The 13,911-nt window shown below is 44.8% G+C and carries 14 protein-coding genes; 4 read left to right on the top strand and 10 right to left on the bottom strand.

The genetic code is table 11. The annotated features are described in order from the left end of the window. Positions 1–209: 209 nt before the first annotated feature. The 4 genes from DXX93_RS06475 to DXX93_RS06460 all read right to left on the bottom strand — a co-directional run bounded on the left by DXX93_RS06475 (position 210) and on the right by DXX93_RS06460 (position 3,285). Entirely contained in the window at positions 210–779 is a 570-nt protein-coding gene (locus tag DXX93_RS06475) for a VOC family protein (RefSeq protein WP_116007386.1), read from the bottom strand. Positions 780–927: 148 nt separating this feature from the next. Continuing rightward, positions 928–1,335, bottom strand: a complete 408-nt coding sequence (locus DXX93_RS06470; RefSeq protein ID WP_258872601.1) for a DUF4019 domain-containing protein — start codon at positions 1,333–1,335, stop codon at positions 928–930. Between the two features lie 147 nt (positions 1,336–1,482). Beyond that, positions 1,483–2,016, bottom strand: a complete 534-nt coding sequence (locus DXX93_RS06465) for an SRPBCC family protein (protein ID WP_116007384.1) — start codon at positions 2,014–2,016, stop codon at positions 1,483–1,485. A gap of 516 nt (positions 2,017–2,532) precedes the next feature. Continuing rightward, entirely contained in the window at positions 2,533–3,285 is a 753-nt protein-coding gene (locus tag DXX93_RS06460; RefSeq protein WP_116007383.1) for a sporulation protein, read from the bottom strand. A gap of 352 nt (positions 3,286–3,637) precedes the next feature. On the opposite strand from DXX93_RS06460, the gene DXX93_RS06455 reads away from it, so the two are divergent. Further along, positions 3,638–4,987, top strand: a complete 1,350-nt coding sequence (locus DXX93_RS06455) for a serine hydrolase domain-containing protein (protein WP_258872600.1) — start codon at positions 3,638–3,640, stop codon at positions 4,985–4,987. 73 nt (positions 4,988–5,060) lie between these two features. On the opposite strand, the gene DXX93_RS06450 is transcribed toward DXX93_RS06455, so the two are convergent. The 4 genes from DXX93_RS06450 to DXX93_RS06435 form a co-directional block, all read right to left on the bottom strand. Further along, positions 5,061–5,885 carry an SDR family oxidoreductase gene (locus tag DXX93_RS06450; protein WP_116007381.1) on the bottom strand — a complete coding sequence of 275 codons (825 nt, stop codon included), beginning with the start codon at positions 5,883–5,885 and terminating at the stop codon, positions 5,061–5,063. Between the two features lie 137 nt (positions 5,886–6,022). Continuing rightward, the gene (locus DXX93_RS06445) at positions 6,023–6,331 is read right to left on the bottom strand and encodes a putative quinol monooxygenase (RefSeq protein ID WP_116007380.1); all 309 of its coding nucleotides are present in this window, start codon (positions 6,329–6,331) and stop codon (positions 6,023–6,025) included. Between the two features lie 187 nt (positions 6,332–6,518). Then, complete coding sequence (locus tag DXX93_RS06440) at positions 6,519–6,890, bottom strand: hypothetical protein (protein WP_116007379.1); 372 nt, start codon at positions 6,888–6,890, stop codon at positions 6,519–6,521. Positions 6,891–7,000: 110 nt separating this feature from the next. Then, complete coding sequence (locus tag DXX93_RS06435; RefSeq protein ID WP_116007378.1) at positions 7,001–8,365, bottom strand: leucyl aminopeptidase family protein; 1,365 nt, start codon at positions 8,363–8,365, stop codon at positions 7,001–7,003. A 205-nt stretch (positions 8,366–8,570) separates the two neighbouring features. On the opposite strand from DXX93_RS06435, the gene DXX93_RS06430 reads away from it, so the two are divergent. Together DXX93_RS06430 and DXX93_RS06425 are read left to right on the top strand one after the other, a co-directional pair. Further along, entirely contained in the window at positions 8,571–8,888 is a 318-nt protein-coding gene (locus DXX93_RS06430) for a hypothetical protein (RefSeq protein ID WP_116007377.1), read from the top strand. A gap of 2 nt (positions 8,889–8,890) precedes the next feature. After that, a complete protein-coding gene (locus DXX93_RS06425; protein ID WP_116007376.1) occupies positions 8,891–9,433 on the top strand; it encodes a hypothetical protein in 543 nt (180 codons plus the stop codon). 76 nt (positions 9,434–9,509) lie between these two features. Here DXX93_RS06425 and DXX93_RS06420 read toward each other — a convergent pair whose 3' ends face one another. Both DXX93_RS06420 and DXX93_RS06410 read right to left on the bottom strand, forming a co-directional pair. Further along, positions 9,510–11,882, bottom strand: a complete 2,373-nt coding sequence (locus DXX93_RS06420) for a TonB-dependent receptor (protein WP_116007375.1) — start codon at positions 11,880–11,882, stop codon at positions 9,510–9,512. A gap of 378 nt (positions 11,883–12,260) precedes the next feature. Then, entirely contained in the window at positions 12,261–13,172 is a 912-nt protein-coding gene (locus tag DXX93_RS06410) for a LysR substrate-binding domain-containing protein (RefSeq protein WP_116007373.1), read from the bottom strand. Positions 13,173–13,349: 177 nt separating this feature from the next. On the opposite strand from DXX93_RS06410, the gene DXX93_RS06405 reads away from it, so the two are divergent. Continuing rightward, positions 13,350–13,796, top strand: coding sequence for a DoxX family protein (locus DXX93_RS06405; protein ID WP_116007372.1), 447 nt, complete (start codon positions 13,350–13,352; stop codon positions 13,794–13,796). Positions 13,797–13,911 lie beyond the last annotated feature (115 nt).

The raw sequence follows: 13,911 nt of genomic DNA, 5'->3' as shown, positions 1-13,911 counted from the left end.
CAAGCAACGGGCGCTATCATTATCCGACTTCAAGCACTAACCCGTAAACTTGGTGAGCTAAGCATTTAGCGATGCTGAACGTTGGCCAATGCCTTCGCTTGTTGTGCGGCATTGGCCACGTTTTCAGTCATTTCGCTATCTGACGAACAACTTGCACCACGTTTGTATAAAAACGTTGGTATTTCGATCTATCTCATCAAGACAGTAAGCTATCTGCGCACGCGGGTAATAAACTCAAGACGATTGCCGCTTGGCTCGCGGATCATCATATGCTGTGTGGGGCCTCGACCTAGGTTTTCAGGTGCAAATTCAATGGTTACACTAGCGGTAGCTTTTAGCTTGTCATGTAACTGGTTTAGCTTTTCCAGCGTTTCCACTTGGAACGCTAAATGATGCAAACCGACATTAGTTTTGCGGTTAAACGGCGTTGCCTTATCACCATTAGTGGTTTGCCAAAGGGTGACGGTAATTGCGCCGTTATTGAGAAAGTAAGCGGGATAATCACCGTCTTTACCCAGCACTTTAAAACCTAACGTCTCAGTGAAAAACGTTTTAGAGTTTTCTAAATTCGACACGGCAAGGCCGACATGATCGACGCCGCCAATCAGGCTTTGTTGTTTGGCTGTTTGCGGGTTAGTTGCCTGTGATGGTGAATTAGCAGCATAAGCTGTTGTGCTGCAAACTACAGCAACGGCTGCATTGATTAACCCCGCTGTCACTGCGCTAGTAAACAAGCCAGTGCGCACGGCACCTTTATTGTTAAGTAATTTTGTTTTCATTGCCGATCTCATTGTCATAATTTTTCGATTAGAACGGCTAACCACCAAAATCTATTCACCTAAATGAGCGCTAAGTAGACGGTATGCGACAACTGGCCAACTTTTGTCGACCAATGACGGAGCTATAATCAATCGATAATTAAACTGGCTACTTAATAAAGTAACCTATTGCCCGCCATTGACCACTTTGTTTGCTTAGGGTTAACGTTTCGACAGCCTTGGCTTTGTGCTCGAACTCAGTGCTAAAGGTAAGCACTAAATATTCACCATCGGGCGCTCCCGGTAATGAGGTAAGGGCTTGGCTTGATTTCTGATGACGCGTTAACACTTTACCCAACGGTGCTCTTGTACCGCCGAGTGCATGCTGCCAAGTATCACTGGAGAGCTGGGCTTTAAAGAAAGCATCAGCTTGTTGCCAGCTCTTATCATAGTGGCCTTGATCAATGAGCTGTAGCCAGCTTGCTCCCGTGCTTTTCGCAAGAGATAATCCTTGCTCAGCAGCTGTAACAGGTGCTGCCCAGAGTAAGACGATTAAGATAAGTAAGGTTTTCATCATGTCGTTCCTTTTGTTGATGTAAAACTTGATTTAAAAACTTGATGTGAAAAGAAAACACTGTTTATTCACTTACAACAGTTCAAGTGTTGTGTGATGTGTTGTCACTCATTGATAAAGCTCAGTGAGAGAAGGCATAGTGATTACCACCTACTCTTCTAAAATTGTCTTTAGATTATTTAGGCCAAACTGTAAATCGTCACCAATCACTTGCTTAAAGTCGACAAACAGAAACATCAAATTCATCGGGTAATCTAATTGCCCCTGAAAGCCCCAACGCACTAATGTCTGTGAATTGGTCACTGACTCTGTTGCCATATAGGCAGGTGATATTGCCTCGAACGGCTTGATAAACCTCAACTCGTAATCAATGCGTTCACCGTCTTGCATCGCGATAATTTCTTGCTCTCCGGTGCCAACATCAGGATGTTCAGACTCCCAGCGAGAAACAAAGCCGACTTGTCCGTCAGTGCCGCGAAAACTTTTTACCATATCGGGGTCGATTTGCGCCCACTTACTGTATAAGTTTTGGTTTTTTAATGACTTTATATAGGCATAAACATCAGCCTTGGGTTTGTTGATGGTAACCTGTCGCTCTACTTCATAACTATCCGGCAAAAACAAAGCGACTATCAAAGGTAGCGCAATAATGACAACAATTACTAAGGCAACTTTTTTCAACATGGTTAATGTCCTTTTTTATCATTGTCTTCGCAGTGTGGTTTAGCATTGATAGATTTGCAAATTGGTGGATAGGTACTTGTGGAGATGAGTGATACGCAAGCTTGTTTAAAAAATTGGCTTCATCCATGAAGCACAAAGGAAGTGCGAAAAAGATATTAAAAAACGCACTAGGAAGAGGGAGCGAGCAATGCTGCGTTAACAGCAACAAACTCGATGATTAATGGTATTGACCACCACTATGTGAAATTACTTTCACATTTTTTATTTTCTTTTAAAAAAAAGTTAAAGAAGCACTAGTAGTAACACCATTAGGCTACTGGCTTGGCTGAATTGACGAGCTTGAGTGATGGGCTTTTGCGAAGGGTTTTGTATTAATATTCAGAAAGTTAACATTAGAAGTTCAGTAACTAACGATTGTCTCACTTGTTGATTAAGGCAGTGTTAGCCACTGAACTTTTTAGAGATTTAGCTCAGGTTTAACTTAGATTTAGCTTGGGTTTAGCAAAGCTATGGCTGTTACGACAATAACCGCTCTAAGTATGGGCGCACATCATTAATGGTTGTACAGTGGTTCGGAATAGAAACGCTGCGATAGCCATCACCTAAGAAAGCACGATCAATTTCAATTAACACACCGGTTTCACTGCCGTTATCAACAAAGGTGACTTCCAGCTCTCTCGCGCCAAATAACGAACGATCTTGCGGTTTAAATTCATACTCTTGGTAACAAGGCAAGTGTGAACTGAAGCCTTGGCCGCGCACACCGCCCGCTTCGATATCCACTTTAAACAAGGTGTAACCACTGTGCTCCACCATATCCAAAACCGCAAGTTGCGTCGCAGAAGGTCGAATGTAAAGGCTATCTTTATCTGAGCCGTCGATACCGTTTTTAATGTCTAACCCAGTCTGTAACCACACTTTAGATATTTGCTGACCAAATAACTCTGTCGCTGGCGTTTCAGGGTGTAAAGTCAACGTAAATTGGCGCGTAATCACCTCGCCCGGTGCGACAGTGACGTTTAATGTTTGCTGCCAATGCTGCAAGACCACACTTTTGTTGTAGGTGATTTCATTATCGCCAACATCCGCCTCGGTTTTCGCTTGCGCCATTACCGCCAGCTCAATCGCATTGAGCTCTTGCGCAACGTCACCGCCCGTGATAACCACTTCGACATCAAAATCATCGCCGGCACGCAAACTATCAGATAATAAAATCGCATCGACCGTTGCCTTGCCAATGCCCACACTGGCTAGTAGTTTCTTTAACACAACTTCCCCTTAAACCTGTTGTATCGTATTCTTTTTGTTGGCCGTTAATCTAATCGTCCCAAATGATAATTGCAAAACAATATCTACTACAGGATTTGTCAATCCAGTAAAGATTGTCAGATTTGCATTACAAGTATCCATTACAGCCCCCTTTGCAACTATGCACTACAACTTCACGCAGCCAAACCAATGCCCAATTGAGTAGGTAGGCTGGGTCATGTGAAATGGATAAAGGCCGTTCCGTTGCGATTATTCGCTGAACGCGCCACACAATAACTTTTTATTTCACGCCGTAATCGTTAGAATTAGCGGCTTTGTGAACGATTTTTTGTCTAGTTTTGTGAGTTTTTCTTTGTTAGCGTCTGTTTTCTCTACTTTTTCACTCCCTAACCGCTTGGTTAAAGCAAAAGCAAGTAAAGTCATTTCATCGGCTATTGGGCTGTCTTGCGTGTGGAGCCTTAGCCTTGGGGCGGTGCAGGCTAAGCAACAAAGTTCTTACCACCCCCAGCAAATAGGCAAATTTAATCAGCAATTAGCTAAAAAAGTTAGACAAACGCTCAACCATTACAGTATTCCCGGTGGCGCTTACGCGATCATCAAAGGCGATCGCATTGCTGCGATAGAGACCTTTGGTCATATTGATAAAGCAAAAAGCCAAAAGGTAAATTACAGCACAGTGTTTAGGCTGGCTTCGGTGTCTAAACCCTTTGCCGCCACGTTAACCACTATGCTGGCACAAGAGCAAAAGCTATCGCTGAACGATCCAATCACCAAATACGTTCCCCACTTTCGGCTAAAAACAGCTGGCAAAGCAGAAAAAATAAAGCTCAAACACATTCTCAGCCATACCAGCGGCTTAATGCCAAACACTTATGATAACTTGCTGCACGAAAAGTGGAGTATGGACAAAGTGATTGGCCGTTTTGATCGCCTTGACCCCATATGCGAACCCGAAAAGTGTTACGGCTATCAAAATATTGCGTACGGTTTTTTGCAGCCAGCCATTGAAGCAAGCCAACACAAAAGCTATGGCGAGTTATTGGGCGAGCGAGTATTTAAGCCTCTCAATATGGTCAATGCCAGCGTTGGCATTGACGTGTATCGCGATAATAGCAATACCGCAAAGCCTCATATCTTGCGAAAACGCATTAACACAGGCAAAAAAGATAAGAACGGCAAGACCATTCGCCGCTATGTTTGGCGTGAGGTTTACGTATCACCTGACTACTACAAAGTTGCCCCCGCTGCGGGTGTAAACGCGAGCATTACCGACTTAGCCAATTGGTTAATTGCTAATTTAGGACATAAACCGCAAGTGCTCTCGCCAGCGCTACTTGCTGAGCTAACAACACCGCGTATTCGCACGCGCAAAGATTTAAAACGCAGGCATTGGCGCTCGCACCTAAAAGATGCCCACTATGGTTATGGCTGGCGTATTTACAAGTTTGACGACTATCCAATTATTTACCATTCAGGCTGGGTCGAAGGCTTTCGCGCGGATATTGGCTACTCACCAGCATTGGGCATAGGTTTTGCTCTATTGATTAACGCAGAATCAAATGCGATCAATAAAATTTCGAGTGATTTTTGGGCAAGTGCACATCGTATAGCTGAGCCACGCCAAATTGCCAGCAGCAGTAACCAAGTGCTACCAACTCAGCCTGCAAAGCGCGAAGGTAAAGTGTTTGCGAATCATTTCTAACCAACACTTGCACGCGATTTTAGCCACTGAAATAACACAGTAATTTAGCTATTTTTGATTAGCTGACAGTGAATTACCCTTTAACAAGTAATTTATCTAGCCAGCGTGTTGGCAGCAGACGTTTGAGATAAGCAAAAAGATACGTTGGGAAGGTGACGCGGTAGCGAACTTTCGGACGTTTGCTTTCCAGCGCCTGAATCAGCGCTTTAGTGACCGCAATTGGCTCTAAAGCAAATTTTGCGTTCGACTCTTCTGCCGCTAAGCGCGCTAGCTGCTGTTCATAGCTAGCTCGGTGAATGCTGCTCTCAATATCAATATTGGCCTTAAAGGCTTTTAGGGCATTGGCGCGAAACGCTGTGTTAATTGGTCCTGGCTCAATCAATACGACGTCAATACCAGTGCCCATCAGCTCTAAACGCAATGTGTCGGTTAACCCTTCTAGCGCATATTTTGACGCGTTGTAAGCGCCGCGATAAGGCATAGAAACAAAGCCAAGCACTGAGCTACATTGAATAATACGACCATGCCCTTGCGCGCGCATGATTGGCAACACTTGTTTGGTTAGCTCGTGCCAGCCGAAGACATTGGCATCAAATTGCGCTTTTAATGCGTCTGTTGGTAAATCTTCTAACGCCCCAGGTTGGCCGTAAGCGCCATTGTTAAACACATAATCAAGCGTGCCGCCGGTTAGCGCTAACACCGCACCTAGTGCGCGCGTAATTGAGTCTGTGTCTGTGTAATCCAGATGAAAGGCGTTCAGCCCTTTTGCGGTCAGGGTTTCAACATCTTCTGGACTGCGCACCGCAGCAAACACTTGATAACCACGAGCATCTAACGTTAACGCAGCATGCAAGCCAATACCCGAAGAGCAACCCGTAATGAGAATTGATTTAGCCATAGCTTTTATCAGTTACTTTATTTAAATAATGAAGACTAGCTCTAGCCTACCCTAAAACACCGCTAAAGTAAGTGCTGATATCAGTTTCTGTATGGATAGTTGCACGACAACCGCTTAACACTCGGTGCTAGTAGCGACTAGCGAGCCACTTGTGTCATTTGATCAACCGTGAACGACTCAATCGCCCCATCCACTTCGACGAGATACGTTTTTAACGCTTCTGCTTCCATGTGTGCATGCCAACTTGGCGTGTCTTGCCACACTTCGTACATCATAAAATGCGCGGGGTTTTCATTGTTTTGGTGCAAGTCATATTGCACACAGCCGGGCTCTTCTCTGGTTGCTGGCACCAATTTATTCAATGCGGTTTTAACTTGTTCCACATTATCTGGTTTTGCATAAATATTGGCGACAATCGTTAACGGTTGTGCAGTGCTATTTGTCATAGTCTGTTTCCTATTGGGCGATGTTGATGTTAATTACGTGGTGTCTTTGCCAGACAATGCAATGCACCAGCAGTTAGGCTGTTACGAGGTTTTCTGCGAGCAACATGCAGCGAACAGCTCATTGCATTAGTCGATAGAAACTTTCTCCCTCGCATGTTTTAGCTCATTGCTAGCATACTTTGCAGCTTTAGTCCTTGATAGCGTCTGCGCCAAAGACGCGATAATGGGGGTCGCTAAACCATTTCACTTGGGTAGCGTCCAGCTGGAAAGCCCCACAAATATCGTCACACACCCCACGGCTGAAAATGGATTTGTCGATAAATACCTTTGCTCGGTTGTCTTTGGTATCAAAAACAACACGCCCTCTTGGATATTGCTGATATTCAGTCTCTTCGAGTGACAGCGAAAACTTGCGGTATAGCTTTTGCTCTTCCCATTCCTCAAGATGAGTAAAAGGCGCATCGATCAAGCCTAACTCATCTGCCACTTGTGACGAAGCCAAAGTGCACTTATAGATCAGCTTGCGCTGAACATACCAAAAGATGCCAACTTTACTCATGGCAAACCACCTTCATGGGCAAAAACGAACAACGCGATTCTTATCAGCTAATGGCAGTCATTATCTGGCAAGTATAGCGTCGCCGCTCAACAAACAATTGGGGCCAATTATCAACCAAAACGCGTTTGTAAATAGCCAAACACAGCGCGAATACCAAAGGCTTCACCACCTTTCGGGCGACCCGGTAAGGCACGTACGTTATACGCCATCACGTCAAAATGGCACCAATCAGACTCCTGCGGCAAAAACTCTTGCAAGTAAAGCGCAGCGGTAATTGCGCCGCCAAACGGGCCATTGGCGCAATTAGTCATATCGGCAATATCACTGTTTAGCATATCGCGATACGCTTGATGCAGTGGCATACGCCACACGGGATCTTGCACACCTTCACCGGCTTTACTAATGCCGTTTGCCGTTTCATCGTTAGTGGCGAAAAAGCCCGGTAATTCAGTGCCTAAAGCGACACGCATTGCACCTGTCAAGGTCGCAAAGTCGATGATCAGCTCAGGCTTTTCATCGGCGGCATCGGCTAATGCGTCACAAAGTACTAAGCGCCCTTCTGCATCTGTGTTGTCAATTTCAACATTTAAGCCAGTGCGCGTGGTGATCACATCGCCCGGTCTAAAGGCATTGCCAGCAATGGCATTTTCGACAGCTGGAATCATCACACGTAGTTGAATATTTAAGCCAAACGCCATGATCATACGCGCTAAGCCAAGTACATGCGCTGCACCGCCCATGTCTTTTTTCATCAAGCGCATGCCCGATGCAGGTTTTACGTCTAAACCACCGCTATCAAAACATACGCCTTTACCGACTAGCGTGACCTTAGGGGCCTTGCTATCCCCCCAACGTAAATCCAATAAACGCGGGGCATGACAGCTGGCACGGCCAACCGCATGAATAGTCGGGTAGTTTTCTGTTAATAAGTCATCACCGACAATTTCGCTAAATGATGCCCCAAACTCATCCGCTAACGCTTGGCAGGTCTGGGCTAAGTGCTGTGGCATCATATCGGCAGCTGGGGTATTGATTAAATCGCGCACCAAAGCCGTTGCTTCGCTCAGCTTATTCGCCTCATCAGCCAGTGCCTGATCGGCAATCGCCAGTACAGGGAGTGTTTTCCCCTCAGATCTTGATAAATAGCGATCAAATCGATAACCGCCAACACACCAACCAAATGCCACAGCAGACTTGTTGGCGTCATCCGTTACCAATAAATACTGACCCGCAGGCAGTTTGTTGACTAAATCACCACAGGCGAAATATTCGCTCGCATTAGCAACAACCATGACTGCCGCCGCAAGGCTGCCGCTTTCATCAGGTAAAGTAGCAACGCCTTTTCCTTGAAAGCCAGTATTGGCTAGCCACGCTTGTGCAGCTGCGCTCTGCTTGCCAAGCCAAATATCATATTCTTCTGTGGTTAGCACGTATAACGGAATGCCCGTGCTTTGTGCGTTAATTAGTTGTGTCATCACTATGCTCAAAAGGGTTATCTAGGAGAATTTAGTGCAACGTTAAACAAATTAACGGGCAAGGTAAACGGTTTGCCAGCTTTTACAGCTTAATCCCACTAAAGAAAGTACTAAATTGCATTTTAAACGCAGTATGTTAGCCTCATGAAGTACAAATTGAACAATTGAATGTTCTATATCATTTACTCAAAAAAGGAATTTAGTGATGAATGACCATATCGCAGTAAAAAATGCAATCAACGCTTTCTACAGTGGAGCAGGCTTAAATCTGACCTTTAAGGGCAGTGTGAATGAAAAAGTCGCTCAAGTCTTCGGTGAAATGATAATAGCAACCCAGCAATGCTCAGATGCACTAAATTGGGTTCCTAGACCAACAGGTGGTAAAGCTACAATTAGTTGGATTGTTAAGCACTTCACTAAAAGTTCACTCAGACAAATAAGCACAAAGCAGTCTCTCACTTGTGCCAAGGAAGTTGTCAGAAATTACAAGACCAAGATACAACTTGCGGCAATGGGGATTTAAATATGAAAGCTATAATCTCGCTGCTACTGGCAATTATACCTAGTACTGCTTCTTCACATGATTTGGCTGAATACCCAAAATCAATCTGCACTGAAAGTGACCTGACATTAAAAATTGTAGACGTATCTTATTGTGTACCAAAGAACACGCTAGATAAGGTTGATTTTCTTGGTTTAAATTCTCACACTGTCACCATTTCTAATGGCGAAGATGAGCTGACTATCGGCCTTAACCCGCCAAATATTGCTATTTCTAACCTCCATAAAAAGTTCAATGTCTCTGTGCATGATTTTTTCTTGGGCTTGTATCGTAACACCTTAAAAACTGAAAAATTAGCACTCATAAAGCAGGCATTTGATATCAACGAATCGAATAAAATGAAGGTCTATAAAAAAGGCAATTTGTTTGCGTTTACGATAACAGGAAGCAATATTGATTACGATAGAGTGTACTTAAACAAAATAGGCAGTGACATCATTTACCAAATTACTGGCGAATATGATGACAAACAACTTTTAGAAATATTGGCAAGAATAACCTACTAGTAACCTAGAACAAAAGGAGCTAGTTAGTTATTAGCTCCTTTCTTGTTTAGCGACCTTGTTTAGGCTTTAGCCATGATTAAAACGATTTCCTAAACGTGACACCAAAAGTGCGTGGCTGATTGGTACTAAAACCCAAACGTGCACGGCCACCGCGTTCGCGATCAAGTGCAAGGTTAGCGTTTTCATCCGTTAGGTTGTTGACGTACGCCACTAACTCCCAGTCTTCGTAGATTAAGCCTGTGCTGACGTTTAGCACTTGGTAATCATCAAGCTCTAAGTCTAGTTCCGTCACTTCGGTGCCTGTTGCACCAGCAAATGCTAGGCCAGAGACAAAGTTACCCGCCCCTGCAACTTGGTCGCTTGGCTGCGTAATGCGATCGCCAACATATTGCAGTGACGCCGACAGGTAAGTGTAATCAGAGCCAAATAATGGTTTAGCGAAATCATAGGTGCCCGCAATCGAGAATTGAACCTCAGGCACTGATGCCAAGCGGTTACCATCTTGCACGCCACCTAAGACATTGCCACCCGAATCTAGCACAGTAGAGTCAAACTCGGCTTCTAAAATAGAGCCTGATAGTGTTAAGTACAGCTGCTCAGTTGCTTGGCGCGTCACTTCAAATTCTACCCCAGTGGTATGGGCTTTGGGCACGTTGAATGAAATACGCGACGAACATGAACCCGCATCTAAGGTCACTTGCAAATCATCAATGTCGGTGTGGAATAGCGCAACGTTAGCGCTCCAATTTTTGCTTTGTGCTTTCGCGCCGACTTCATAGTTGATCAGCTCTTCGTCGTCATATGCTTGAAAATCGCCAAACACGGCCAAGTCTTGGCTGTCACATAAGCTGCGATTCAGTGGATCGTTAACACCACCTAAACGGAAACCTTGTGAGATTTGAGCGTTTAAGTTTACTGTTTCGTTTAACGTGTAATTAGCGATAATTCTTGAGGTGAAACCATCCGATTCAGTGGCATCAACTTGGTCGTCACCATTAGAGAATACACCGCCCGTGGTGAAGCGACGGGTTTCTTCATAGTCATAGAAACGGCTGCCTACAGTTAACACTAAGCGATCAGTGACGTCGTAATTTAACTCAGTGAAAATCGCAATTTGCTCGAGGTCATACGGCAGTCTGGCATTGTATGGCGAATCACTTGGGAAACCATTGGCAGTCGCTGCCGCCACGCCAGCCCCTAAGGTGCGATCAGTGAAGGCATCATAGCCCGGTGTTGGTAAAAACTGATTGTATTCGCGCTGGGTGTCTGAGTAGAACGCGCCGACTAACCACTGGAATGCACTGTCGGTATTCGAACTAAATCGCAATTCAAAAGTGTCTTGCTCAATGTCAGTGCGGTCTTGTAAGTTAGACGGCAGCACAAACGCTGCTTCTGGGAAACCTAAATCAATACTGATACTGCCAGTTAACGCACTGGCATCACGGCTCACCAGTATTTCGCGATCTGTATAACTGTAAACAAAAGTCGCATCGAAAGTAGCTAAATTTAACTCGGCAGTAACATCTGCAATCGTGGTATCGTCTTCGAAGCTTTCATCCAGCAATAAATATTGCTCGCGTTCGTTAAAATCAATCGCTGGACGTGTTGTCGTATACGGGTTAGCATATAAGTTAAATGCTTCTTGGCGATTAAAGCCATCGGTTTCAATTGATTGAAATACAACGCGCGGCGTAATGGTCAAGTTATCCAGTGGTTGCCATTTTAATGCCACGCGGCCACCAGTGCGATTACCGCTATTCACATCTTCTTTTTTGCCATTTGGCGTGAAAGCATCAATAAAACCAGCATATTCTGTTGAATAAGCGACGGCGCGCAGTGCCAAGGTGTCGTCTACTAACGGGATATTGATCATCCCTTTTAAATGACCACCCGCTTCACCATCGGTGAGTTGATTGACGTTACCTTCGAATGAGCCTTCGAAGGTGTCTAATTCTGGTTGGTTAGTAATGTAACGCACTGTGCCGCCAATGGAGCCAGAGCCAAACAAGGTACCTTGTGGGCCACGTAAGGTTTCCACTCGGTTTAAGTCGTATAAGTCGATATCAGGGGTAAATAGCGATAGCGAGATGACACTCTCGTCAAGATACACACCTACTTGCTCTTTTACACCCGGTTGGTCGCGAACAATTTGACCCGCAGAGACACCACGCAGAGCGACTTGGCTTTGACCTGGCCCTAAGTTTTGAATCGTTAAACCAGCAACGTTGCGTGATAATTCTTCCAGGTTGGTGGCACCTGCGCGTTCAATATCGGCTTGTGATTGTGCATTGACTGAAAATGGAACTTCTTTAATGCTGGCAGCTCGTTTGGTGGCGGTAACGACGATTTTTTCAACTTCATCGTTGTCAGTTTCTTGAGCATACACTGGAGCGGCCAATGTTCCCAATACCGCGCTGATTAGCGCCGGTAACTTGGCTTTTTTATACATGTTTCTTTTTTCCTTCAAAGGTTTCTAAGGACAACCTTTCAGATCTGTGTTTAATACTCCCCTGAAAAGTCTTTACGCCATCGCCTGATTATTGTTGTTATTGTGTTGATTTTGACCATTAGAGCGAAAATTCTAATTTTGAGCGCTGAATATGTATAAATGAAAAAAATTCACCTTGCAATCATTTTTGGCAATTCTTTTTATCGCTAAGTTACTGATTATTAGTTGTAAATTTTGATTCACAAAAATAGACGAGTGAGTCAGAAAACAACTGCCAATACCTAAAGTGTGGTATTTACGAGCGACAAGTTTTACCCCAAATAAATCGTTTTTAAACTTGGTGTGATGGCCGTTAGGCATGAGCTGATTTTGCGCGCTTTAGCCGGATTTTTCCGCATAATAATGAGACTCGGTGATTTGGCTCACGAGCGCTTGTAACCCCTTTCCTTTGTTTACCACTTTCCAAGCCATATAAAATACGGCCTCTATCGGTGGCGTCTCAGTGGGAATAACGGATACCACCTTATCTGCCAGCAAGTGGGCTACTCTTGCCTTAGGTAAAAAGCCAACGCCAATGCCGGCTTGTATCGCGGCTATTTTTTGGCTCACGCTGGTCACGTAAAAATGCTGGCTTTGCTCAATTACATTACTTGTCCAAGGGACGGCATTGCGCGCCGAGTCATGCACAATGATGGTGCGATAATCTTCGATATCAGCTTTGGTAACTGGACTTGGCAAACGCGAAATCGGGTGGTTTGGCGCAGCCACTAAGACCTGCGATAAGCTGCCCAATGCAACTGTTCGAATACCTTGATGATTTGGCACTGGCGATGGCGCGCCAATCACCATATCCACCCTGTCTTCCTGTAAGGCTTCCCACGTGCCACTCATGACGTGCTCACTGATATCGACTTCAACATTTGGATAGTCTGACAAGAACTTCGCCAGTACTTCCATGAGTGGCTGGTTGTCTACAATCGAGTCGATACCAATACGAAACTTTGGCTCCCAGCCATGGGCGATAGTTTGTGCTTGCTCACTAATTTTACTGACGGCGCCCAGCACCTTTCGCCCCTCTTCCAGTAAATGTCGGCCAGCTGGGGTCAATACGGAGCGACGCCCTTGACGAACAAATAAGGTGATTGAAAGCTGCTCTTCCAGCTTTTGTACGATGTAAGACAATGCCGAGGGCACTTTATTAAGCTGCTCAGCGGCGGCCGCAAAACTGCCGCGATTATCGATCGCATCAAGCACTAACAAGGCTTCTAATGTAATTGGACTTTTGTACATCACAGCTCCTCAACATGAGCAAAATAAACCATTCAAATTTTTTGAACATATTAGTCAAACAATGACGGTTATTCCAGCCAATTTAAGCTCGTAGAATACCCTCAACGTTTCAGGAAGTATTCAGTAAACACCTTAAACGACCGTAAAACATTTGAACAAATACAAGAGGAATCACCAATGAACACAGCAACCATTAAAACGCTATTAACTTCGCAACAAACGCTTTCAGCCTTACCACTACGCTTAGTTGCCGGCATTATTTTTGCCGCCCATGGCGCCCAAAAGCTATTCGCTTGGTTTGGTGGCTATGGCCTTGATGGCACCGGCCAGTGGATGGAATCAATTGGCTTAGCACCGGGCTATTTCATGGCACTTATGGCAGGCAGCGCTGAGTTCTTTGGCGGCTTATTGTTAATTGCAGGCTTATTAACTCGCCCGGCAGCACTGGCACTTGCGGTAACTATGGTGGTGGCGATATTCAGTGTACACCTTCAAAACGGCCTATTTATGAGCAACAACGGCTATGAATTTGGTTTATCACTACTGGCGATTAGCCTGGCATTGGTATGCCAAGGCGGTGGCCGCTTTTCACTCGATAACCTAATCGCTAAGCGTATTAACTAAATTTTTGTCAATACAATTAAACAATTAACACGGTGCGCCAGTTAGCGACCCAACACCCAAATGGCGCACAATCAACTAGTGCAAAGTGTTAAGCACAACAGAGTTAAAGCAGAGG

The organism is Thalassotalea euphylliae, assembly GCF_003390335.1.
Classification (GTDB): Bacteria; Pseudomonadota; Gammaproteobacteria; order Enterobacterales; family Alteromonadaceae; genus Thalassotalea_F; species Thalassotalea_F euphylliae_B.
Note: the sequence above shows the minus strand (reverse complement) of the source record. Positions and strands in the feature narration are given on the sequence as shown.